Here is a 22,476-nt window from a genome sequence, read left to right as displayed (position 1 = left end):
TCTAAACTCTCGGCGTCGACAGGAGCCATAGACCAAAACCGGTATAGACGACCATCAGCGCGGCCAGCGGCACTTCGCCGAGCCAATGACGCTGCCGGGCCGGTTGTCGACCGTTGAAGATGGCGTGTGCGATGATGACTGCCAGGATATGGCCGACACCGATTGCCACTGCCTGCATGTTGAAGATCACCGCGACCGACCGATAGCTATTCAGGAAGGACGTCGTCACGTGCAGACCGCCCGTGCCGGTGATGTTCCAGCCGAGGCCGAAGGGATCGGCGATCGCCTTGGCAAAGTTCTGACCCTCCACCAGCGCATAGGTCAGGTAATGGGCGAACTGGAAGACAAGGGCAATCGGGATGATGCTATAGATCAGCCGCCCGGCCGTTCTTGTCCAAGAGGGCTGTCGCGTCCATGCGGAGCCAAGCCAGACGGAGCCAAGCCAGACGGAGCCGTAAAACAGCACCATCATGGCAAGCCAGGTGGCCAGCAGACCCAGGGTCGAGGACAGAATGATTGCGCTGCGGCCGGGAAATTCCAGCGGATTGACCCCGACCAGCGACAGCCAGAGGAAGGTTCGCGACAGACCGTCATAGGAAACACTCGCCAGGGCGAGCAGGACGAAAGCAACGCCACTGACGGGCAGCGGCGGCAACGACAGAAGGCGGTGTCCGGGAAAGCAGAGCAAAATCTGGCAGCGGCCATCCCTGCAGCGCCGATAGGCAAGAGGCGCGCAGCGGCCGACAAGGGCAAAGAAGATCGAGAAAGGCTCTGCCCTTGCCCGCCATTGCCGCTCCCCGAAGAGCAGCATGGCAAACCCGTTGACCAGCCAGTAGAGCAGAACGGCTGCTGCGAGCCTCGCAGGATCGCTGGGGGCCGGATCGATGAGCTCGAACCAGGCGAAGGCAAAGAATTGCAGGATGGCGATGGCGAAGCCCGAGCGGGCCGGCAGTCGTCGGACGCGGATCCGGCCCAGCCTGCTGCCGGTGAGCCGACGCAGCAGCGCAAGCGGTCCGCTCCACGGATTGATCGCCGTCCAGAGAGGGCCGAGCAACCCGTGCAGGAGGGGCAGGCAGACCCAGAACATGGTCCAGATGAAGGCCGGCAGCGGGTTGAGCAGCGGGTCCCGCGGTCCAAGAAAACCGGCGGCGACCATCAGAGCGAGGATGAGGCAGGACAATGTGCTGCTTGCCGTGATCGGAAACCGGAAAACCGCAACGGCGCCCGACCGAGCTCTTGCCATGCGCGTCGTCGCCGCAACCGGCAGGACGGAGAGCATCAGGAAACTCGCCAGCACGGCGAGCGCCGTTCCCATGATGTAATAGCCCGTCGGCAGGAGAAGCACGATGGCGCCCTCCGTACCATGCGCAAGCGCCGGCACTGGCGAACCGAGAAGAAGGAGCGTCGCCAGGGTCCGGTCCCGATTCCACACGTGCTTGAGGGCGGATCGGGTCATCAGCCGAAGCTGCGGGCGCATTCGTCTCTCCTCACGATCCGACGCCGAGATACCGGTTCAGCACCGAGCGATCGGCCTGGACCTGCGCGCCAGCCATCTCGGCAGCGATCCTGCCATGCTCCATGAAGAGGATCCTGTCCGCCACCGGAAGCACGGCATCGACGCGCTGTTCCACCACGAGAATGCCGGTGCCATCGTCGCGCAGTCGCAGAAGCACCTGGCGGATCGTTTCCACCATTGTCGGCATCAGCCCTTCCACCGGCTCGTCCAGCAGGAGGTAACGCGGCTCGATACAGAGGGCGCGCGCCACCGCCAGCATGCTCTGTTCGCCGCCGGAAAGTGTACCGGCCCGCTGGCGAAACCGCTCGCGCAAGGACGGGAAGTAGGAGAGCGCCCGGTCAAGCGCGGCACTGCCGGTCTTGCGCGTCATCAGGCCGATCTCAAGATTCTCGCGCACCGTCAGTTCGGCAAACAGACGCCGCCCCTGCGGCACATAGCCGATCCCGTGCTTCGGGATCTGGTGGGCGGGCAGATGCGTCAGCACTTCGCCATCAAGATGCATGCTCCCGTGCCGCGGCTCAAGAATGCCCATGATGGATTTTAGCGCCGTGGTCTTGCCGGCGCCGTTGCGGCCGAGAAGGCCGACGATCTCGCCAGGAGCAAGATTGAGCGAGAATTCCCGCAGCACCTGGCTATTGCCGTAAAACGTGTCGAAGCGCTCGATGGTCAGCATCACATCCCCAGATAGGCAGACTGGACTTGCGCATTGTCGCGAATGGCGTCGGGCGTGCCTTCCGCCAGAACCCGGCCGCTCTCCAGAACGGTGATCCGGTGGGCAAGAGACATGACGACAGGCATGTTGTGCTCGATCAGGAGCACGGTGGCCGTACCGGCAATCTGGCGCACCAGGATCTCGAAACGCTCGATATCCGCATCGGACAGTCCTTGTGTCGGTTCGTCCAGGATAAGGAGCTTGGGACGAAGCGCCAGACCCATGGCGATTTCCAGCAGGCGCTGATGGCCATAGGCAAGCTGGCCTGCCGGGACGCGCGCCTCGGACGCAAGGCCGACGGCATCGAGCGCTTCGAATGTGGCAGCCTCCCGGTCGAGTAGACGATGCTCCTCGCGGCGGACCAGGCTTTCCACCGCGATCCGGACATTGTCCTCTGCCGTCTTGTGGTGAAAGACGTTGGTGATCTGGAACGTATAGGCCATGCCGCGCTGGACGCGACGATGGGCCGGCAGGCGCGTGACATCCTCCCCATTGAAAAGGATCGTGCCGTCGGAGGCGGTTGTACGGCCGCAGAGCAGGCTGACGAAAGTTGTCTTGCCGGCGCCGTTCGGACCGATGATGGCGCGGATCTCGCCTTTCACAACCGCAAAATCGACGTTGTCCACGGCCTTCAGGCCGCCGAAATTCCGGCAAAGGCCGCGAGTCGTCAAAAGAGGTGTCATAGCAGCCATGGCGCCCATCTTTCGCGGATCGAGCCGAGGATCCCTTTTGGAAACCAGAGGATGAGGGCGATCAGCAGGAGGCCGATGACCAGCAGATAGGCATTGGTGATTTCGCCGAGCTTGTCGATCATGACGACCATTAGCGCGACGCCGATAAGCGGTCCGAGCAGCGTGCCCGCGCCGCCGAGGAGGGTGAACAGCAGCGCTTCGATGGAATATTGAAAGGAGGCGAAGGTTGCTCCGAGATAGCCGAAGAGAAGACCGTAGGCGGCGCCGCTCGCACCGGAAAGAGCGCCGGAGAGGGTGAAGATTTCCAGTTTGCCGGCAAAGACGTTGAAGCCCAGCATGGTGGTCCGCTCTTCATTGTCTCGGATCGCCGTGATGATCCGTCCGCGCCTGCCCCTCAGGTAGAACAGCAGGATCAGCAGGCTGGCGGCCAGAAGTGCGAATGCGAGATTGTAGCGGGTGGCGGCATCCGTCAGGTCGAGCACCAGATTTCCGGCAGGGATCGAGCGGGCCGAGGGCGGCAGGGAGAGCCCCTCCTGGCCATTGGTCAGTGCGGAAAGATAAAGGACCAGGAGATAGCCGGCCTGGGCGAACATCAGCGTCACGATCATGAAGGAGACGCGGGCCGTGCGCAAAGTGACGGCGCCGATCACCAGAGCGAGCAGCGCAGAGGACAGGATCGCACCGACGAAGGCAAGCGGAAGAGGCCAGTTCAGATGATAGACGGTAAGGCCGGCCGTGTAGAGGCCGAAGGCGAAGAAAAGCGCGTGGCCGAGGCTGAGCAGCCCGGCATAGCCGAGCAGGGCATTGTATCCGAGGGCGAAGACGGCGAGCAGCATCATGCGGGTCGCCATCAGCACATGATATTCGGGAAGCACGAACTGAAGGGCCAGCAGAACCGCGAGGATGCCGAGCGTGAGGATCAGGTTTTTGCGAAAATCGGCCCGGCTCATCGCACCGTCTTTCCAAACAGCCCGCTTGGACGGACGATGAGAACCAGCGCCACAAGCATTGTCGAGACCATCTTGGCCAGCGTCGGGGAGAACATCATCGACAATATGCCGTCCGAGAGGCCGATGACGATGGCGGCGACCACGGTGCCGAGCATGCTGCCCAGGCCGCCGATGATGACCACGATGAAGGACAGCAGCAGAGGATCGGTTCCCATCAGGTAATGCGCCTGTTGGATAGGGACCACGAGGACACCGGCCAAAGCGGCAAGGCCCGCACCCAGAGCGAAGACTCCGGCCGAAACGCGGTCCACCGGAATGCCGAAGGCCTGCGCCGTCTCGCGATCATATTGGGTGGCGCGCATGATCAGGCCGATCCGCGTCTTCTGCTGCAAAACCCAGAGCAGGGCCATGATGAGGACGGCCGCGCCGATGATGGAGAGCTTGTAGGCGGAATAGCCGAACCACGGAAGACGGATCGTGTAATAGAATGGCGGATCGACCGGGCGTGCATCGGGACCGTAGAGAATGAGGACGCCCTGCTGCAGAATATAGAGAAGCCCGATCGTGGCGACGATCGTCGCTTCCGGATTGTAGTCGAGGCGCTTCAGGATCAAGCGCTCGGCGACAAGCGCGAGGCCGGCCGCCAGCAAAGGGCTGATGAGGATTGCAAGAAGGAAGCCGGCTGCCGGATGACCGCTTACAAGGCTCGCGGCATACCAGGCAAGAACCGCTCCCAGCATGACGAATTCGCCATGCGCCACATTGACGATCCGCATCACCCCGAAAACGAGCGAGAGGCCGGCGGCCGTAATGCACAGGATCGAAGCCTGTACCAGGCCTTCGAGGATGGCCAGAAGAAGATAGGGACCCATGCCCATGCGGCCGGCCTTTCTGCATCAATTATGCCGACAGACGGAGAGGGCGGGCAGCATCCGCCGCGCCTCCAAGCCTGTTACCCCCGCCATGGCCTCAAGACGCCCCACGCTCCGCCAGCCTTGCCCTATGGGCCACCGGGCCTGCCTGAGCGCTTCGGACTGACCCGAGACCGTTGGATTGGCCCGGGCTCCGAAAGGATTCGGGCGGTTCTCAACAGGCTTGTCTTAGCCTCCGGCCGGAGGCGCGTCAAAGCTCCATTTTCGTGTAATCGGCGGTGGATTCGTAAAGGCCATCCTCGATGCTGGTTGTGTGGACTACCGTCAATTTGCCACCTTCCACCCTGGAAATATGCTGGCTGCCGAAGACCTGATGGGTCTTGCCGTTGAAACGCTTGGCACCCTGCGGATGCTCCTGGCTCTCGCTCAGGCTTTCCAGGCTTTCCATGGCGAGTACCAGATCCTTTTTCTGCTCCGGCCCCTTGTAGTTGACGGCCTCCATGGCCTGCTTGATCACGAAGAGCGTCTCCCAGCACGAGAACATGTGCGAATAGGTCGAGATGTCCTTCGGATCGGCAAGGCTTGCGCCATTGGCGTCCACGCCGACCTTCTCGCGGAAGAAGGCATCGAATTCGCTCTGCTTGGCCTGCGCATAGCGCGGAAAGGCCTCCCAAAAATAGGTGCCTTCCAGAAAGCCGAGCTGGGGCGTGTTGAAATCCACCGCTTCAAGCGAGTCGATGAAACCGAAGATCTCCGGCCGCTGGCTTCCCAGATAATCTCCCAGTTCCTTGACGAAGGTCAGGACGGCCGGACCGACCATGACGTGATAGATCGCCTCGGTGTTCGGCGGGATCTGCGGGAAGTAGCGGGTAAAGGAGGTTTCCGTCGGCGGAATGGCGATCTTTTTCACCACTTCTCCGCCCTGGGCCTCGATCGCGGCGGTGAAGAAATCACGATGATCATGGCCGAAATTGTAGTCCGGGAAGATCATGGTGACCTTCTTGCCGATGGTATTTGCAATCCACGGCGCCATGGCCGTTACCTGTCCCCTGACATCGGTGATGCCCGGCTGAAAGGTGTAGCGGTTGAGCTTGCCGGCCCCCAGAAGACTTGCCTCGGAGCAGATGAAATAGGGCATTTTCAGCTCGCCGGCGCGTGGCGCGGCGGCGGCAACCACATGCGAGAAAAGATGTCCGAAGACCGCATCGACCTTGTATTGCGAGGCGAATTTCTCGATGACCTCGGTGCCGCGCTTGGGATCGGTCCCGTCATCCTCGACGATCATCTCCACCGGACGACCATTGATGCCACCCATCTCGTTGATGAGCTTGACGGCGGCGCTTGCCGTGCGCTCGTACCAGCGGCCATAGGAGGCGCCGATGCCGGTGCGGTGCATGGGCGCGCCGAGCTTGATGGTTCCATCCTGCGCAAGGCCAGGCCGGAGCAAAGCGGGGCTTGCGAGGATGGCGGCGGCGCCGCTCATCGTCTTCAACAGCGTTCGGCGCGGCAGCGACAGCCCGGCAGCGGGCGTGGATAACAGTGGCGGGAGGCTCGAGTGTTTGCGCATCATCAGTCCCTTTTCGGCGTATCCGGTGCCGAGCTTGGTGGTGCCGCCCCTATCGGGGCCGGCCGTCTTCGAGAGCGGCCTGGCCGCCGCCGTTTCGGGCGGAACACTAGCAATCCGATCAGGGGATGCAAGCCGAAATAAGCCCGATCCGCCATCAAGTCTCGGAATATTGCGGCAGTATAAATCTTAGTAATTTTTGAGCTTCTGAGATGTATATCGACCCCTTTTCGAAGGGACTTCGGCGAAGCAGGAAATCATGTCCCGCATCCCTATCCCTGATATAAGCGGTCTCTCGATTTGCTTTGCCAGGGTTGATTTCGCTTGCCGCCTGATCTTGCCGTTTATCTCGGTCTTTGCGCCGTGGCCTTCGTCGCCGCGACCATCCTGCCTGCGCAGTCGGAGGCGGTGCTGGTCGGGCTGATCGTCAGCGGCGACTATCCGGTCTCTGCCCTGCTTCTGGCGGCCGGGATCGGCAATGTTGCCGGTTCGGCGGTCAACTGGGCCTTGGGGCGAGGGATCGAGCGGTTCCGCCACAAGCGCTGGTTCCCGGTGCCTCAAGACAAATTGCAACGGGCGGAAGCCTGGTACAACCGCTACGGCAAGTGGTCGCTGCTCGCCGCCTGGCTGCCGGTGATCGGGGATGCCCTCACCGTCATGGCCGGCGTTCTGCGCGTGCCTTTTCTGACCTTTCTCATTCTCGTCACCATATCGAAAATGAGTCGTTACCTGGTTCTGGCTGCCATCACGCTGGGATTCATGTAACCACGCGGCAAAGTCGCGGGCGTCACCGATCCAGCCGTGGAGCGCTTGCGAGCAGCTTCTGCGTATAGGGATGAACCGGTGACGAAAACAGGTCGCCGGTTTTCTCCATCTCCACGATCTCGCCGAAATGCATGACGGCGACGCGATCGGCAATGGCTTCGACCACCGCCAGATCGTGACTGATGAAAAGATAGCTCAGGCCGAACTCGTCCTTCAGTCGCTGCAGCAGCAGAAGCACCTGAGCCTGCACCGAGACGTCGAGGGCACTGACCGGTTCGTCGAGCACCATGATCCGGGGCTCGGCCGCGAGCGCGCGGGCAATCGCCATGCGCTGGGCCTGGCCGCCGGACATTTCGTGCGGATATCGCTCCAGCGTTTCCTCCGGCATTTCGACAGCTGCCATCAATTCCCGCATGCGGTCTCGGCGGGCGGCGGCCGATCGTCCTGTCAGGAGGCGCAGCGGTGCGTCCAGACTCTGGCCGATCGTCTTTCTGGGATTAAGCGAGGCGACCGGATCCTGGAACACATACTGGATCGTCTTGCCGAAAGCCTTGGGTCCGCGTTTGCGCAACGTGGCTGCGTCCTGGCCGGCAATCTCCACGCGGCCTGAACTTGCCGTTTCAAGACCGACAAGGATGCGGGCAAGCGTGCTCTTGCCGCAACCGCTCTCGCCGACGATCGCCAGTGTCTCGCCGGATCTGAGATCGAGCGAAACCTCCGTCAGTGCCCGGACCTGGTGCCCCTTGCTCCCCAGCAGCCGCCGTCTTTCGCCGAACACCTTGCTCAGTCTGTGCACATGGATGGCGTTCTCGCTCATCGGGCCTCCTCCTTGCGCATGCCGGTTTGAAACAGGCGCCCGGCCCGGTCGAGAAAAGCGCGGCCCTCGCCGATCTGCGGAACGCAGGCGATCAGGCGTTGCGTATAGGCATGGCGAGGATTGCGCAGCACGTCGCGGGTCGGCCCCGTCTCGACGATCTCGCCGTCCTTCATGACCGCGACACGATCACACATTTCCGCCACCACGCCGAAATCATGCGTGATGAACAGCAGCGCCATATTCCGCTCCTGCTGCAAAGCCTTCAACAAATGGAGGATCTCTGCCTGCACCGTCACGTCCAGGGCTGTGGTCGGCTCGTCGGCGATGATTACGTCCGGATCATTGGCCAGCGCCATTGCAATGCCCACTCTCTGGCGTTGGCCGCCCGACAATTGATGCGGATAATGCTGCGCTCGTTCCCGGGCATCGGGAATGCGCACCTTCTCCAGAAGGGCGATGGCGCGTTCGGAAAGCTCGCGGCGCGACAGCGACCGGTGGGCGGCTATGGCCTCCTCGACCTGCCGGCCGATCGTATAGGTGGGATGCAGGGTGGTGAGCGGATCCTGAAAGATATAGGCGACCCGCGTCCCGCGGCAGGCGCGCAGGTCTTTCTCCGACATGGCAAGCACATCGTCCTGTGCCAGATAGACGGAGCCATTGGCGATCTCACCGGGAGGCGAGGCCACAAGACCCATGACGGAGAGTGCCGTGACGCTCTTGCCCGAGCCGCTTTCGCCGATCAGGCCAAGACATTCGCCAGGGGCGAGAAACAGCGAGAGATCGCGCACCGCCGGCACGTAACCATTTGCGGAGCGGAAGCCGACATCGAGACCAGACAGGGAGAGCGCCGCGTCGGCATGGCGGTTTTTTGACGGCTTCCGGCCCTTGGCGATGCGGGTTGCCGATCCCGGCCTCGCAAGCGCACCGGATTTCAGGCGCGGATCCAGCGCGTCGCGCACCCCGTCGCCCACCAGATTGAGACTGATGACCAGAAGAAAGATCATCACGCCGGGCACGATGGAGACATGCGGCGCGGTGAAGAGCTGCGCCCGGCCTTCGCCGAGCATCGACCCCAGATCGGCCTGCGGCGGTTGGGCGCCGAGGCCGAGAAAGCTCAGGCCTGCCGTCTCCAGGATCATCCAGCCGGCGGTCGTGGACATTGTGATGACGATGACCGGAGCCACATTGGGGAGGATCTCCGTCATCAGGATGGATACATGTCCCTTGCCGGAGAGCCGCGCCGCTTCGACGAATTCGCGATGGGAGAGGCCGAGCGTCACGCCGCGAACATTTCTGGCAAAGAAGGGAATGTTGACGATGGCGATGGCGTAGAGCGCGTTCATCAGGCCGGGGCCAAGCGCCGCGACGATGGCAAGGGCCAGCAGGATATAGGGAAACGCCATGACCATGTCGATGCCGCGCATCAAGAGGTTGTCGGTGCGGCCCCCGGCATAGCCGGCGATCAGTCCGATGGTGGAGCCGATCAGCGCGGCGAAGAGCGTTGCGGCGAAGCCGACCATGATCGAGATGCGGCTTCCCCAGATCAGGCGGCTGAGCAGGTCGCGGCCGAGCTGGTCGGTGCCGAGAAGATGACCTTGGCTGAGGGGTCTCAGCAGGCGCTGGGCCGGCGCTGTCGCATTGGGATCCGGCAGCGGCCACCATGGCGCAAGAAGCACGACCACGGCAATCAGTGCCAGGAGGACAAGGCCTGCGGCAGCAAGCCGGCTCTGCACCATGAGCCGGAAGGCCGAGAGGCGGGCCGGGCCCGGCGGTGAGGAGGGTTGCACGATCGCTTCCGTCATGTGCGGATCCTCGGGTCGAGCATGGTCTGCACCACATCGGCGGCAAGGTTGAAGAGAACATAGCTTGCCGCCACCACCAGCACGCCGCCCTGAACCAGCAGGATGTCGCGGGTCGAGATCGCCTTGACCAGCATGGCGCCAATTCCCGGCCACTGAAACACGGTTTCGATATAGACGGCGCCGCCCAGGACGAAGCCGGCCTGGATGCCGATGACCGGAATGACACCGACAAGGGCGGCGCGGAAGGCGTGACCGTAGACGACACGGCGTTCGGAGAGGCCCTTGGCACGGGCCGTCCGGATGAAATCCTGGCGCAGCACTTCCAGCATGGCGCCGCGCGTGAGGCGCGCAATCACTCCTGCCGCAACGATGGAAAGGGTGATGGCAGGCAGCACCAGATGGCGAAGCAGATCCGGAAGATCGCCGCCGCCATAGACGGCATACATGCCGCTGGGCGGCAAGAGCCGCCACTTTACCGCAAAGACCAGGATCAGCAGCAGGCCCAGCCAGAAGGAGGGCGTGGAGATTCCCGCCAGGACGAGAAAGGTGATGATCCGATCCGGCCAGCCGAATTGCCGCACCGCCGAGATGATGCCGGCTGCCAGCCCAATCAGGGAGCACAGGACAAGTGCGGTGCCGGCCAGGATGAGGGTCGCGGAAAACCGTTCCGTCACTTCCGCCAGGACAGGCCGGTTGAGGATATAGGACCGGCCGAGATCGCCCTGCAGCACATTGGTGATCCAGATGAGGTATTGCTGCACCAGCGGCTTGTCCAGTCCGAGGTCGCGATTGATGCGCTCAACGTTTTCCGGCGTGGCATAGGAGCCGAGGATGGCGGTTGCCGGATCGCCCGGGATGAGCGCCATGACCAGGAAGACGATTACGGAAAGTCCCAGGAGGACCGGAACGACCGCCAGAAGGCGCTTTGCGATATAGCTAGTCATGGCACTCCATGATGGTCTTCTGGCTGAAGGGCCGCTGCCCGTGGCTCTCTGGCCGGGACGGCCCGGTTGGATCCACGGCTGCACTCAATCCAAGAGCTTCAGCCGCGATCCGGCTTTGACACGGAGCCCGGCGCACCCGATCCGATCACGGCTCTGGCGCCGGAGGCATCCAGCCTCGTCTGGCGCAGCCCGCGCGGTAGGCTATTTCGTCACGCTGCGCAGGTTCAGCAGGAAGGACGGCTCCAGTTGGAACCCCTGCACATTGGCTCTGGTCACGGCGTTCTGCTTCCAATTGGCCACGAAAAGCCACGGCGCGTCGTCATGAACGATCTGCTGGACCTGTCCGTAAAGCTCTGCCCGCTTTGCCTGATCGGTCGATGTGCGCGCCTGTTCCAGGATCTTGTCCAGGTCCGGGTTGGAATAATAGCCGGAATTGAAACCGCCTTTGTCCGGCATGGCCTCGGAACGGAGCGCCAGATAAGGCAGCGTATCGGGATCGTTGGTCATCCAAGCCATTTCGGCCATGTCCGCCTTGCCTTCGAGCCCGGTATTCACTTGCGACAGGAAGCTGTTCCACTCATAGGTCTCGATCTTCACCTTGAAGCCGACGGCTTCGAGATCGGCCTGGATCGCGGCACCCATCGTGACGGGATCGAGCATGCCCGAACCGCCTTCGGTGATGAAGAAGGTCAGGCTGGGATCGGCGACATTGGCCTCAGCGAGAAGTTGCTTGGCCTTTTCCGGATCGTAGGGGTAGGGTTCGACCGAAGACTTCACCCAATCGAAAGCCGGCGCGATCGGGCCGGCCGAGACTGTCGCGGTACCTTGCAACACGTTATCGACGAGGCCCTGCTTGTTGACCGCATAATTGGCGGCCTGCCGCACGGCCTTGTCCTTGAACGGGCCTTCCTTCGTGTTCAGGATGCTGAACCAGACGTGCGGCCCGACCTGCTCCTTGACCGCGAAATTGGGATCGGCACTGAAGGTCGCGACATTATCCGGCGGAACCTCGACCATCACGTCGATGCCGCCGGCCATCATCTCCGCGACACGCGTATTGGCATCGGTGATCGGCCGGAAGACGACGGCTTCGAGGCCGGGGGCCTTGTCCCAGTAATCGGCATTGGCTTCGACCACAACGCGCTGGTTCGATTGCCACTCAACGAATTTAAAGGGACCGGTGCCAGAAGGATGGCGCCCGAAATCCTTGCCATGCTCCTTCACCGCCGCCGGCGAAACGATCAGGCCGGTCGGGTAGGCCAGGTTCGACAGGAAGGGCGCGAAAGCCTCTTTCAGCTGGAACTCGACCGTCTGCGGATCCACAACATTGACGCTGTCGACCGCTGCAAAATTGAAGGAGAGCGGGAAGGGGCCGGTATTGTAGAAAGGGTGCTTCTCGTCCAGCATGCGGTCGAAGTTGAACTTCACCGCCTCCGCATCGAGCGGACTGCCATCATGGAATGTCACGCCCGTGCGAAGCTTGAAACGATAGGTCTTGCCGTCATCGGAGACGGTCCAGCTTTCCGCCAGCGCCGGCTCCACCTGCAGGGTGCCGCTCTTGAAACGCACGAGGCCATCATAAACATTGACGAGGATGCGGAAGTCGTTGGTGGCCGTCGCCACGTGCGGATCGAGCGATTGGGGCTCGGCGATCTGCCCGACGATCAGCACGTTCGGCGGCGTCTGCGCGAAGGCCTGCGGTGCGGACAATGCAGCCAGGAGCGGTGTGGACAGCGTGACCGCTGCCGCAGTCATCACATGGCGAAGCAGCCTCTTCATCGGGGTTATCCTTTCGATTTGGCGTCTTGGAACCGGTTCCATTGACCCGGTACTTAAGTCCCGCGACAGCTATGACAACCTCTGACTGTCATCAAAAAGACGGATTTTCGCCCCGCCGCGACGGATAAGGGTGCGCCCGCTGATCCAGAGCGGTTGACGCGAATCACGGTCTCATGCATAGCTTTAACGGCTATCCGCGCATTTCGCGGCGGTGCCGTAACTGGCGCCATCTTCTGTTACTAAGCTGGCTCTGCGTATGACGTAAATCAGGGGATCCACTTTCATGGCCCGCAGCAAGACCAGCGCAAATCCCCTTCCCGGCAGCGATGAGCGTCAGCCGGCGGATCTGGCGATTGCCGCGGATGCGAAGGCTTTGTCCGAGCAATTGCAGGCCATGCGCGAGCGGCTTTTTCCGCCGGCGGCCAGCAAGACGCTGAGGGCGTTCTCCTCTGGCGAAGCAGCGAAACTGATCGGCGTTTCCGATGGCTATCTGCGGCAATTGTCGCTTGCCGGGGAGGGGCCGCAGCCGGAGACGGGCAATGGCGGGCGCCGCTATTATTCGCTCTCGGACATCAATGCCCTGCGCAGCCATCTCGCCGAGCAGGCGCTGGCGAAAGGCAATCAGGCCAAAGCCCGCAGCTATCTTCCACGCCGGGATGGCGCGCGAAATGAGCACCTGCAGGTCATCTCCGTCACCAATTTCAAAGGTGGGTCCGGCAAGACGACTTCGGCCGTGCATCTCGCCCAGCATCTGGCACTGACAGGCCACCGGGTTCTGGCCATCGATCTCGATCCGCAGGCGTCTCTGTCTGCCATGTTCGGCTACCAGCCGGAACTCGATCTCACCGGCAATGACACGCTTTACGGCGCCATCCGCTATGACGACCAGGCGCGTCCGCTGTCGGAGATCATTCGCAATACCTATTTCCCGGGCCTCGATCTGGTGCCGGGCAATATCGAATTGCAGGAGTTCGAGCATGAGACGCCGCAGGCGCTGGCGCGCCGCCAGAGCGGCGAGGATGCCGGCCCGCTGTTCTTCGCCCGCATTCAGACGGCGCTGCTATCGGTCGAACAGGATTACGACATCGTCGTCATCGATTGCCCGCCGCAGCTTGGCTATCTGACGCTCTCGGCGCTTTGCGCCTCCTCATCCGTCATCGTCACCGTCCATCCGCAAATGCTGGACGTGGCGTCGATGAACCAGTTTCTCTTCATGACCTCGGATCTGCTGTCGGTCGTGCGCGAAGCGGGCGGCACGCTAAACTTCGATTTTCTGCGCTATCTGATCACGCGGTTCGAGCCCAATGATGGCCCGCAGGCACAGATCGTCGGCTTCATGCGGTCGCTGTTCGGCGATCGCGTCCTGACCGCGCCGATGTTGAAATCCACGGCAGTCTCCGATGCGGGACTGACCAAGCAAACGCTTTATGAGGTGGGCCGGGAGAATTTCACCCGCTCGACCTATGATCGCGCCGTGGAGGCCATGATGGCGGTCAATGGCGAAGTTGAATCCCTCATCCATGCAGCATGGGGCTGGTAAGGCGGCGGATCGCTCAGACGCGGTTCCCCGAGGAAGGTAGAATTGATGGCAGGCAGCCGAAAAAGCGAACTCAAAGCCCTGTTTTCCGGAAGCTTCACGCCGTCCGCTCCCCCTTCGACGCCGTCGCGGACAGAGGGCGATGCTTCCGTTTTCGAAAAGCCGGCGCCGCCGGCCCGCGCAGCCTCCGGTGCGGTCAAGGCCATGGGGCTCAGCCTTGGCGCCATCGCCAAGGATGCCGAGGAGGTGCGCGCGCTTCGGCAGGCGCTGACCGGCGGCGATCACGTCGTCTCCGTGTCGACCGACCAGATCGATGCCTCTTTCGTCGAGGATCGCCTGCAGATCGACCAGCAGGATGATGACGACTTCCAGATGCTGATGGACAGCATGCGCGAAAGCGGCCAGCAGGTTCCTGTCCTGCTGCGGCCGCACCCCGCGCAAGAGGGCCGGTACCAGACCGCCTATGGCCACCGCCGGATCCGCGCCGCAGCCCGGCTGGGCATTCCGGTCAAGGCGGTCGTCAAGCCCATGACCGATGATGAACTGGTCATGGCGCAGGGCAAGGAAAATGCCGAGCGCCGCAACCTGTCTTTCATCGAACGCGCGATCTTCGCCCGCAATCTCGCAGCGCGGGGTTTTGACCGCAAGGTCATCGGCAGTGCCCTGTCCGTGCAGAAGAGCGAATTGTCCCGGTTGATCCAGGTGATCGAAGCGGTGCCGGAAACCTATATCCGCATGATCGGCGCGGCGCCGAAGGCCGGACGCGACCGCTGGATGAAGCTTGGCGACTTGCTGAAAAGCGAGGCCGGCAAGCGCGAGGCAGACCGCGTCATCGCTGCGCCGGATTTCAGGTCATCCGGCAGCGACCAGCGCTTTCAGCTTCTGTTCGACAATCTGACGCGGCCCAAGAAGCCCATGCCGGAGACGGATCAGGCGGTGGGCGTGCTGGATCTGAAGGATCATTCGGGACGCGTCTTCGCCAGGCTGAAACGGGATGGGCGCAGCTCGAAGATCGAATTCGTGTCCGATGTCGACGATGCCTTCCTGAATGAAGCGGCCCGCATGCTGGTGGATCACTTCAATCGGTACAAAGGCGCCTGAGCGACCGCATTGACGGGTGCGACCTGAACGAAGAGAGCGACCGATGCGAGCGTGACCCTTCGCTAGCCGGTCAGGCGCGCTTGCGTTCCATTGCATGATAGCTGGCCTGGGGCCGCATCGTGGACGAGGTGGTGAAGCGACCGAGGAGTTCCGCCAGACCATTGCTGATGCCGGACAGATGCTGAGTGGAGGCATTGGTCTCCTCCATCAGCGCAGCATTGCGTTGCGTGATCTGATCCATGCTGCGGATGGCGGAGTTGATCTCGTCTATGCCGGAGGACTGTTCCCGCGCCGATTGTGCAATCGATGTGATGTGCTCGTTGATGACATTCACCCGCTCGCCAATGCTGACCAGGGCCTTGCCGGTGCGGTTGACGAGGTCCACGCCGCGATTGACGTCGGTCGACGACTGATCGATGAGGGTCTTGATTTCCTTGGCGGCGGCGGCCGAGCGCTGGGCAAGCTCGCGGACCTCCTGGGCAACCACGGCAAAGCCCTTGCCCTGATCGCCGGCCCGCGCTGCCTCGACACCGGCGTTCAAGGCCAGCAGGTTGGTCTGGAACGCAATCTCATCGATGACGCCGATGATCTGCGTCATCTTGTGCGATGAGCTTTCGATCTGGCCCATGGCGCTGATGGCCTCTTCCACCACCTTGCCGGACCGGGTTGCCTCATCGGCCGATTCGCGCACGACGACTTGTACTTCGGCGGTTCGCTGCGCCGATCCGGAGGAGATGGTGGTAATCTCTTCCAGCGCCGCGGCCGTCTGCTCCAGCGCAGACGCCTGCTGCTCCGTGCGGCGGGCCATGTCGTCGGTGGCGGAGGAAATGCTTCCGACCTCGGAAAGGACCTGCTCGACCGCGTCGCGGATTTCCTGCAAGGCGGCATCGAGTTCGGTGGCGGACTGATTGAAATTGCCCTTGATGCCGGTGAATTCGGCCGACAAATCCTCGGTCATGCGAACATTCAGCTGGCGATCCGACAGCCGGCGAAGAGCCACGTCCAGCGCCGTCAAAGCCAGGGTCTGGGCGTCCTGAGCCTGCTGCCGCTCCGCTTCGACGCGCTTGCGGGCGTTTTCCAGCTCCTGCAGATAGACAGAGATGGCGTAATCCATATCGACCAGAGCGGCCTTGACCACCACGGAAAGTTTCTCGGAGACCTGCTGTGCCTTCCTGTCGAAGAACAGGCCCTTCAGCTCCGATCCGACAACCGCCTTGATAATCCCTTCCAGGATGAGCGCATAGCCGCCGATATACCAGCGGGGCTCCAGACCCAGCCGGGCGTGGGTTCGGCCGACGGCCGATACGGCGTCCACATAACTTCCGTCATAGGCACCGGACGCGATTGCGCCCCAGTGATCCTCCTGCCGGCTCTTGGCGTGGTTGATGCGATCCTGCGTGGAGAAAAAGGCGGCTGTATGGCTGTTTCGCTTGGCCTTTTCATAGAAGACATCCAGCGAGGCGCCGATCGTGGAGGTGATGACGGGGCGCATTTCGCTCAGCTGGCGCTTCTGCTGCTCGCCCAGGCCGACAAAGCTCAATCGATCTGACAATTCTCTGAGGGTGTCGGCTGTGGCCATGTTTGGCTCCGGATGTTGCTGATGTATTTCTATCAACCATAAATTAGTATTAAATCATTAAGACAATCTTATTTGACCGGGAGAGGTTTCTGTCAGGTATTTTTTTGGGGTGCCCGAGTCCGGTTGATGTTGGTAATCGCGTAAAAGGCGACTCTTGGTCAGCTATTCATGTAGTCGCGAACATCCATTTGGCGTAAGGGAAAGAACCTCGATCCGCGGTTCTTGCTAGGTGATTCATGCTGTCCAAAACCGTTTTCCGCTCTGCTGACGATCTAGACCAGTATGTCGATCTTCAATCGGTTCCCGCGCGGCGTTTCATCCACAATCACCCGTTCATCGCTCGGCTGCGCAAGGCCGTCGGCTTTGATCATGTTCTGATCAGCGGGCTGGACATTGAGGGGTTTCGCTTCGGATCGGCGCAATCGATCCATACGGATTTTCCGCCGGCCTTCGTGGACATCTATCATCAGGAGCGCCTTCACCTGACGGACAGCTTCGTGCAGCATGCCAAGAACCATTTGGAGGATGTCGTCGTCGAAGGCGAGGTGATGGCGGAGGGTGAGCCGAATGAGCGTCTCGGCTATCTGCTCGACACCTTCAACATCAAGAACCGGACACTGTTCCCGATCCGCCGCGGCACTATCATGTATGGCTCGGTCGGCTTTACCCGCACCACCCCTTTCGACAGGGACGAGATCGACTTTCTGGCGTCCATCGCGCCAGCGGCTCATACGGTGATCACCCGGCCGATCATGGAGCGTTTTGCGGCCTCGTCGCTGCGCCTTTCATCCGGGGAGATGATCTGCCTGAAGCTCGCGTCGAAAGGGCTGACCAGCGGCCAGATCGCCGAAGAGAGCGGCTATCAGGTCGATACCGTGAATACCTATATCAAGAATGCGACGCGCAAGGTCGGAGCCGCCAACCGCACCCAGGCGATTGCCGAGGCCATTCGGCGGCATCTGATCGACTAGATCGGAGTGGCCGCCCGCATCGCAGGCGGACACATCCGTTCCGGTAAGATCCCTCTTCGCGGGTGCGCGCCGTCGCATGTCACGCCAGGTCGAGAGATTGCTTCAATTCGTCGATCCGCTTGGATGCCTCGGCCTTTGTCAGGTCTTCCGCAAAGGCTTCGGGCTTGTGTGCCTGTTCCGACAGGGTCTTGAGATAGGATGTCTGGGCGCCCGTCATCGGCTCATCGCCGCTCACCCATTCGTCCGGATCCTTCTGTGTATTGGAGGATGTGTCAGTTTTCGGATTGTCGGCCATTGTCGTCGTCTCCTGGTTTCGTTCTCTAAACGTTCTAGGCGCCGGCTTGTTCCGGCTTATCCTCGGCGTGCAGAAGCGCAGCCCTTTCGACGCGGGTTGCGACCCTCGGCCCCCTGATCGATGGTGATCGAACAGAGCGAAATTGAATCGATACCGAAGGTTTACATTTGGCTTTCGATCTCTATTTTCCATCCTACTCACGGAGCCGGAGGGGCAATCCCTTCGCCTCTTTTCCTGTAACAACTCGTCTGGCCAGCGGGGACCATCATTGCAGCCCACCCATCAGGATCTCGATCTGTGCGCACAGGAGCCGATCCATATCCCGGGTGCGATCCAGCCGCACGGCGCGCTGTTTGCCATGCGCGCGCAAGATGGCGTTGTGGTGCAATGCAGTGCCAATATTTCCGAGTATCTGGGGGATGGCGTCGCGCTCGGCAGGCCCGTTGAGGCTCCGATAGCCGACCGGCTGCCGGCCATGAAAGCCTGGTATGCGACCGACGAAGCCTCCTACCAATCCTTGATCGCGGAAGGCGAGCTCAGCCTGGTTGCACATCGCTCCGGCCCGCTGATCGTGGTGGAAGTGGAGCGAACTGAGCGTCGGTCGCTCGACGAAATGTTCGGCGCGCTGCGCAATTTCACCCAGAGCCTTGCCGTTCAGCGCGACATTCCGCAATCGCTGGTGGTGGCGGCAAATTTCGTGCGCGAGCTGACAGGGTTCGACCGCACGCTCGTCTATCGGTTCGACGAGGACTGGAACGGTCACGTCGTGGCCGAAGCCAATAATGGCCGGCTCCCCGTCTATCTCGATCTCCGCTTTCCCAGCAGCGATATCCCGGCCCAGGCCAGGACTCTCTATACGGTCAACCGGTTGAGGATCATTCCCGATGTCGGCTATAGGCCGGTTCCGGTCTTGCAGGCGCAATCGGCAGATGGCGAAGCCGTGCTGGACATGAGCCTTGCACAATTGCGCAGCGTGTCGCCGGTCCATCTGGAATACATGCGCAATATGGGTACGGCGTCGTCCATGTCCGTCTCGATCATGGTGGATGGGCGCTTCTGGGGTCTGCTTTCCTGCCACAGCGCGGAGCCGCATCTGGTTCCACATGCCACGCGCGAGATCTGCGATTTCGTCAGCCAGTCGCTCGCCATGCGGATCTCGGCCCTGGCCCGGGCGGAAGAGGCGGCGGGCCGCGTCGAACTCACCTCGATCACCAATGGCTTGCTGAATGCCATGGCGGCGCAACCCGATTGGGTGGATGGGCTGCTGGGGGCAGGCGACAGGCTTCTCGCCCAGGTGAATGCCGCCGGCGCAGCGGTGGTCACGCAAGAGGATGTCCGCAGCTTCGGGACGGTGCCGGATCATGATGCCGTGACGAAGCTCGCCACCTGGCTCGAGGGGCGGACGGATGATGGTTTCTTCGCGACCGATTCCCTGTCGCGCCATTATCCGGATGCCGAAGATCTGGCGGAGCGAGGAAGCGGCGTTCTGGCTGTCAGCATTTCCGCGGTGCACAACAGCTGGCTCATCTGGTTTCGTCCGGAATTGGTCCGCAGCGTCACATGGGGCGGCAACCCGCACAAGATCGTGCAGGAAAGCGGCCGCATTCATCCGCGCCAGTCTTTCGAAGCGTGGAAGGAGCTCGTGCGGCGCCAGGCCGCGCCATGGCGCAGCGCCGAGCTTTCCGCGGCGCAGGAGCTGCGCACGGCAATCGTCGGCATCGTGCTAAGAAAGGCCGAGGAACTGGCGCAGCTTGCGTCTGAACTCAAGCGGTCCAACAAGGAATTGGAGGCTTTCTCCTATTCGGTCTCCCATGATCTGCGGGCGCCTTTCCGGCATATCGTCGGCTTTGCCCAGCTTCTGCGTGAGCGCGAGACCAGCCTCGATCCGAAATCCCAGCATTACCTCCAGACCATTTCGGAGGCGGCTCTCTCCGCCGGCAAGCTGGTCGACGATCTTTTGGCCTTTTCGCAGCTCGGACGCGCCTCGATCAACACCAAGCCGGTCGATATGAACAAGCTGGTTGTGGAGGTGGTGAAGTCGGTGACCCTGACCGCCGGCGACCGCGACATCGAATGGAGCATTTCGCCCCTGCCGGACGCCTTTGGAGACGCGACGCTGCTGCGGCAGGTCTGGTTCAACATCGTCGACAATGCGGTGAAATACACAAGCCCGCGCGCCCAGGCAAAGATCGCGATCGAGGGTCGTGCGGATGGCGACAGTTTTGTCTACAGCGTCCGCGACAATGGTGTCGGCTTCGACATGACCTATGTGGGAAAATTGTTCGGCGTGTTCCAGCGGTTGCAACGCGCCGAGGATTTCGACGGTACCGGAATTGGTCTGGCGCTGGCGCGGCGAATCATAGAACGGCACAATGGAACGATAACGGCGGAAGGCGAGGTGGAACGAGGCGCGTGCTTCACCTTTACCCTGCCGAGACAGGTGGAGAAGGAACGCGTTATTGGCTGATTTAAGACCTATCCTGCTTGTCGAGGATAGTCCTCGCGATCTCGAGCTGACCTTGGCGGCATTCGAGAAATGCCAGCTTGCCAATGAGGTCGTCGTGGCCCGCGACGGCGCGGAAGCTCTGGATTACCTGACCTGTTCAGGCATTTATCACAATCGCGCGCATCGGGATCCGGCCGTGGTGCTGCTGGACCTGAAATTGCCGAAAGTGGACGGGCTGGAAGTTCTCGAACGGGTCAAGCGCGATGAGGCGCTGCGCCATATCCCGATCGTCATGCTCACCTCGTCGCGCGAGGAGCAGGATCTGGTGCGCAGCTACGAACTCGGCGTCAATGCCTTCGTGGTCAAGCCGGTCGAGTTCACGGCCTTCTTCCAGGCGATACAGGATCTGGGCGTCTTCTGGGCGCTTTTGAACGAGCCGCCTCCGGGATATTCCAGCAATGCCAAACTCTAATGCTCGTCGCGCCGCGGCGCCACGCATCCTGCTGCTCGAGGACAGCACGCTCGATGCCGAACTCATCTGCGAACATCTGGAGCAGCTTCAGCCGCCGCCGACGGTGCGTCGCGCGGTCAACCGGGCGGAATATCTCTCCGCGCTCGACGAGATGGAGTTCGATGTCATCCTGGCGGATTTCTCCTTGCCGGATTTCGACGGCATGGCGGCGCTTGAACTGGCCCAGCAGCGTCTGCCGCAAACGCCTTTCATCTTCGTGTCCGGCGTCTTAGGGGAAGAGGCGGCAATCGAGAGTTTTCGTCGCGGTGCCACCGACTATATCTTGAAGCAGCGGCTGATCCGCCTGCCGGCCGCGGTCCGGCGCGCCCTTGCCGAAGCCTATGAAAAGGCCGAGCGTCGGCGTTCGGAGCAGCACCGCGAGCTGCTGGTGCGGGAACTCAGCCACCGGGTCAAGAATACAATGGCGATGGTCATGTCGATCGTGCGTCGAACGGCCAAGAATAGCACGAATGTCGATGACTATGTCGACAATCTGATGGGCCGCCTGCGCGCCATGGCCGATGCCCATGCCCTGCTGTTTGAGACCAATTGGAAGGCCGCACGCCTCGAAGATGTCATCCAGCGCACGGTCGCGGCCCATATTCGCCGCGCCGAACGGATCGAGCTGCAGCCAGGCCCCTCCATCCTGCTCGATCCGAAAGCCGCGCTTGCCGTGAGCATGGTGATCAACGAACTGGCGACCAATGCTGTCAAATACGGCGCGCTGAGCGCGGAAGACGGTAAAGTGAGCGTCGCCTGGTCCCTTGGCCACGAGGCTGGACAAGAGGCCATCCATCTGGAATGGCACGAGCATGACGGTCCGAAAGTGCAGGCGCCATCGGTGACCGGCTTCGGCACCACGCTGATCCAGCGCATGATCGGTTACGAACTTCTGGGAGAAGCGAGGCTCAGCTATCCGGAAGAGGGTCTCGTCTGCGAAATCAGCTTCCCGCTGGACAATGCCCGCCGGGAAACCGGACCTCTGTCAGCCGACCTTTCGGCAGATCGGGTTAAAGACATCGGCCACTAGGCGCTCCATCTTGTCGGGGCTCCACGGCTTGGCGATCAACGGAACTCCGGCAAGTTTCGATTTCACCTCGGGAAGTTCGGCATAGCCGCTGCAGACGATCACCGGGACCTGACGCTGGCCGAGCGCCTCGATGACGGGGAAAGACAACTCACCGTTCAAATTGAGGTCGACCACGGCGCCGACGATGTCGAGCTCCGGCAGAGCCTTCAAGACCTGGTCGATCCGGCCGAAGGGGCCGGCGACGGAATAACCGAGATCGACCAGATGATCTTCCATGTCCATCGCCAGAAGAACATCATCTTCCAGAACAAGGATGGTCGGACGGTTTGAACTTAGTTTTAGATCCACGCGACTGCACTCTCTCGCCCCCGTTCGGGCACCGACTTTTTTGAGTCTGTATCTGTTTCTCTGCCTGCGGGTTTCAACCCCTTTTTTGCAGCAAGACCTGCGACAAACTGCGTCTTTCCCGCGCGATGCGGCCGTTTTGCGCGCATGGATTGTCATGATCATCTACAAGTTGCGACACGTGTCTCCTTCTTTACAGAGAGAGACCGGCGGAACCTTCCCATCCATCACCGGTTCGGCCTTGTACA

The 22,476-nt window shown here is 61.7% G+C and carries 20 protein-coding genes; 7 read left to right on the top strand and 13 right to left on the bottom strand.

Annotated features, from left to right (window positions below):
* Position 1 precedes the first annotated feature (1 nt).
* The 6 genes from QTJ18_RS05610 to QTJ18_RS05585 all read right to left on the bottom strand — a co-directional run bounded on the left by QTJ18_RS05610 (position 2) and on the right by QTJ18_RS05585 (position 6,312).
* Complete coding sequence (locus tag QTJ18_RS05610) at positions 2 to 1,477, bottom strand: hypothetical protein (RefSeq protein WP_252753003.1); 1,476 nt, start codon at positions 1,475 to 1,477, stop codon at positions 2 to 4.
* A 10-nt stretch (positions 1,478 to 1,487) separates the two neighbouring features.
* Positions 1,488 to 2,189: an ABC transporter ATP-binding protein gene (locus tag QTJ18_RS05605; RefSeq protein ID WP_252753004.1), complete on the bottom strand. Its 702-nt coding sequence runs from the start codon at positions 2,187 to 2,189 to the stop codon at positions 1,488 to 1,490.
* Positions 2,189 to 2,911, bottom strand: coding sequence for an ABC transporter ATP-binding protein (locus QTJ18_RS05600; protein ID WP_252753302.1), 723 nt, complete (start codon positions 2,909 to 2,911; stop codon positions 2,189 to 2,191). Before QTJ18_RS05600 ends, QTJ18_RS05605 begins: the two co-directional genes overlap by 1 nt.
* Positions 2,908 to 3,870, bottom strand: a complete 963-nt coding sequence (locus QTJ18_RS05595; protein ID WP_252753005.1) for a branched-chain amino acid ABC transporter permease — start codon at positions 3,868 to 3,870, stop codon at positions 2,908 to 2,910. The genes QTJ18_RS05600 and QTJ18_RS05595 overlap by 4 nt, the downstream gene beginning before the upstream one ends.
* Positions 3,867 to 4,748 carry a branched-chain amino acid ABC transporter permease gene (locus tag QTJ18_RS05590; protein ID WP_252753006.1) on the bottom strand — a complete coding sequence of 294 codons (882 nt, stop codon included), beginning with the start codon at positions 4,746 to 4,748 and terminating at the stop codon, positions 3,867 to 3,869. The genes QTJ18_RS05595 and QTJ18_RS05590 overlap by 4 nt, the downstream gene beginning before the upstream one ends.
* Before the next feature lie 244 nt (positions 4,749 to 4,992).
* Positions 4,993 to 6,312: an ABC transporter substrate-binding protein gene (locus QTJ18_RS05585; protein WP_252753007.1), complete on the bottom strand. Its 1,320-nt coding sequence runs from the start codon at positions 6,310 to 6,312 to the stop codon at positions 4,993 to 4,995.
* 318 nt (positions 6,313 to 6,630) lie between these two features.
* On the opposite strand from QTJ18_RS05585, the gene QTJ18_RS05580 reads away from it, so the two are divergent.
* Positions 6,631 to 7,071, top strand: coding sequence for a YqaA family protein (locus QTJ18_RS05580; protein WP_252753008.1), 441 nt, complete (start codon positions 6,631 to 6,633; stop codon positions 7,069 to 7,071).
* A 22-nt stretch (positions 7,072 to 7,093) separates the two neighbouring features.
* On the opposite strand, the gene QTJ18_RS05575 is transcribed toward QTJ18_RS05580, so the two are convergent.
* The 4 genes from QTJ18_RS05575 to QTJ18_RS05560 form a co-directional block, all read right to left on the bottom strand.
* Complete coding sequence (locus QTJ18_RS05575; protein ID WP_252753009.1) at positions 7,094 to 7,888, bottom strand: ATP-binding cassette domain-containing protein; 795 nt, start codon at positions 7,886 to 7,888, stop codon at positions 7,094 to 7,096.
* A complete protein-coding gene (locus QTJ18_RS05570; protein ID WP_489667213.1) occupies positions 7,885 to 9,624 on the bottom strand; it encodes a dipeptide/oligopeptide/nickel ABC transporter permease/ATP-binding protein in 1,740 nt (579 codons plus the stop codon). The genes QTJ18_RS05575 and QTJ18_RS05570 overlap by 4 nt, the downstream gene beginning before the upstream one ends.
* 62 nt (positions 9,625 to 9,686) lie before the next feature.
* Complete coding sequence (locus QTJ18_RS05565) at positions 9,687 to 10,634, bottom strand: ABC transporter permease (protein ID WP_252753011.1); 948 nt, start codon at positions 10,632 to 10,634, stop codon at positions 9,687 to 9,689.
* A 201-nt stretch (positions 10,635 to 10,835) separates the two neighbouring features.
* A complete protein-coding gene (locus tag QTJ18_RS05560; RefSeq protein WP_252753012.1) occupies positions 10,836 to 12,413 on the bottom strand; it encodes an ABC transporter substrate-binding protein in 1,578 nt (525 codons plus the stop codon).
* Positions 12,414 to 12,696: 283 nt separating this feature from the next.
* On the opposite strand from QTJ18_RS05560, the gene repA reads away from it, so the two are divergent.
* Both repA and repB read left to right on the top strand, forming a co-directional pair.
* Complete coding sequence (repA, locus tag QTJ18_RS05555; protein ID WP_252753013.1) at positions 12,697 to 13,953, top strand: plasmid partitioning protein RepA; 1,257 nt, start codon at positions 12,697 to 12,699, stop codon at positions 13,951 to 13,953.
* 45 nt (positions 13,954 to 13,998) lie between these two features.
* Positions 13,999 to 15,051, top strand: coding sequence for a plasmid partitioning protein RepB (gene repB, locus QTJ18_RS05550; RefSeq protein ID WP_252753014.1), 1,053 nt, complete (start codon positions 13,999 to 14,001; stop codon positions 15,049 to 15,051).
* A 70-nt stretch (positions 15,052 to 15,121) separates the two neighbouring features.
* Here the strand turns inward: repB and QTJ18_RS05545 are convergent, their stop codons facing one another.
* Positions 15,122 to 16,630, bottom strand: a complete 1,509-nt coding sequence (locus QTJ18_RS05545; protein WP_252753015.1) for a globin-coupled sensor protein — start codon at positions 16,628 to 16,630, stop codon at positions 15,122 to 15,124.
* Between the two features lie 236 nt (positions 16,631 to 16,866).
* Here QTJ18_RS05545 and QTJ18_RS05540 point away from each other — a divergent pair, with 236 nt between their 5' ends.
* Positions 16,867 to 17,601 carry a helix-turn-helix transcriptional regulator gene (locus QTJ18_RS05540; RefSeq protein ID WP_252753016.1) on the top strand — a complete coding sequence of 245 codons (735 nt, stop codon included), beginning with the start codon at positions 16,867 to 16,869 and terminating at the stop codon, positions 17,599 to 17,601.
* Positions 17,602 to 17,680: 79 nt separating this feature from the next.
* Here QTJ18_RS05540 and QTJ18_RS05535 read toward each other — a convergent pair whose 3' ends face one another.
* A complete protein-coding gene (locus tag QTJ18_RS05535) occupies positions 17,681 to 17,896 on the bottom strand; it encodes a DUF3072 domain-containing protein (RefSeq protein ID WP_252753017.1) in 216 nt (71 codons plus the stop codon).
* A gap of 268 nt (positions 17,897 to 18,164) precedes the next feature.
* On the opposite strand from QTJ18_RS05535, the gene QTJ18_RS05530 reads away from it, so the two are divergent.
* Genes QTJ18_RS05530 through QTJ18_RS05520 form a run of 3 tightly spaced genes read left to right on the top strand, consistent with a single transcriptional unit; the run spans position 18,165 to position 21,883 of the window.
* Positions 18,165 to 20,363, top strand: coding sequence for an ATP-binding protein (locus tag QTJ18_RS05530; protein WP_252753018.1), 2,199 nt, complete (start codon positions 18,165 to 18,167; stop codon positions 20,361 to 20,363).
* Positions 20,356 to 20,814 (top strand): response regulator, encoded by a 459-nt coding sequence (locus QTJ18_RS05525; RefSeq protein ID WP_252753019.1) that lies wholly within the window; start codon positions 20,356 to 20,358, stop codon positions 20,812 to 20,814. The genes QTJ18_RS05530 and QTJ18_RS05525 overlap by 8 nt, the downstream gene beginning before the upstream one ends.
* Positions 20,801 to 21,883, top strand: coding sequence for a sensor histidine kinase (locus QTJ18_RS05520; RefSeq protein WP_252753020.1), 1,083 nt, complete (start codon positions 20,801 to 20,803; stop codon positions 21,881 to 21,883). Before QTJ18_RS05525 ends, QTJ18_RS05520 begins: the two co-directional genes overlap by 14 nt.
* Here the strand turns inward: QTJ18_RS05520 and QTJ18_RS05515 are convergent.
* Positions 21,839 to 22,231, bottom strand: coding sequence for a response regulator (locus QTJ18_RS05515; protein ID WP_301557745.1), 393 nt, complete (start codon positions 22,229 to 22,231; stop codon positions 21,839 to 21,841). The genes QTJ18_RS05520 and QTJ18_RS05515 overlap by 45 nt on opposite strands.
* Between the last annotated feature and the right edge of the window lie 245 nt (positions 22,232 to 22,476).

The organism is Rhizobium sp. SSA_523, assembly GCF_030435705.1.
Classification (GTDB): domain Bacteria; phylum Pseudomonadota; class Alphaproteobacteria; order Rhizobiales; family Rhizobiaceae; genus Neorhizobium.
The sequence above is the reverse complement of the archived record's forward strand: the minus strand, read 5'-3'. Positions and strand labels throughout refer to the sequence as shown.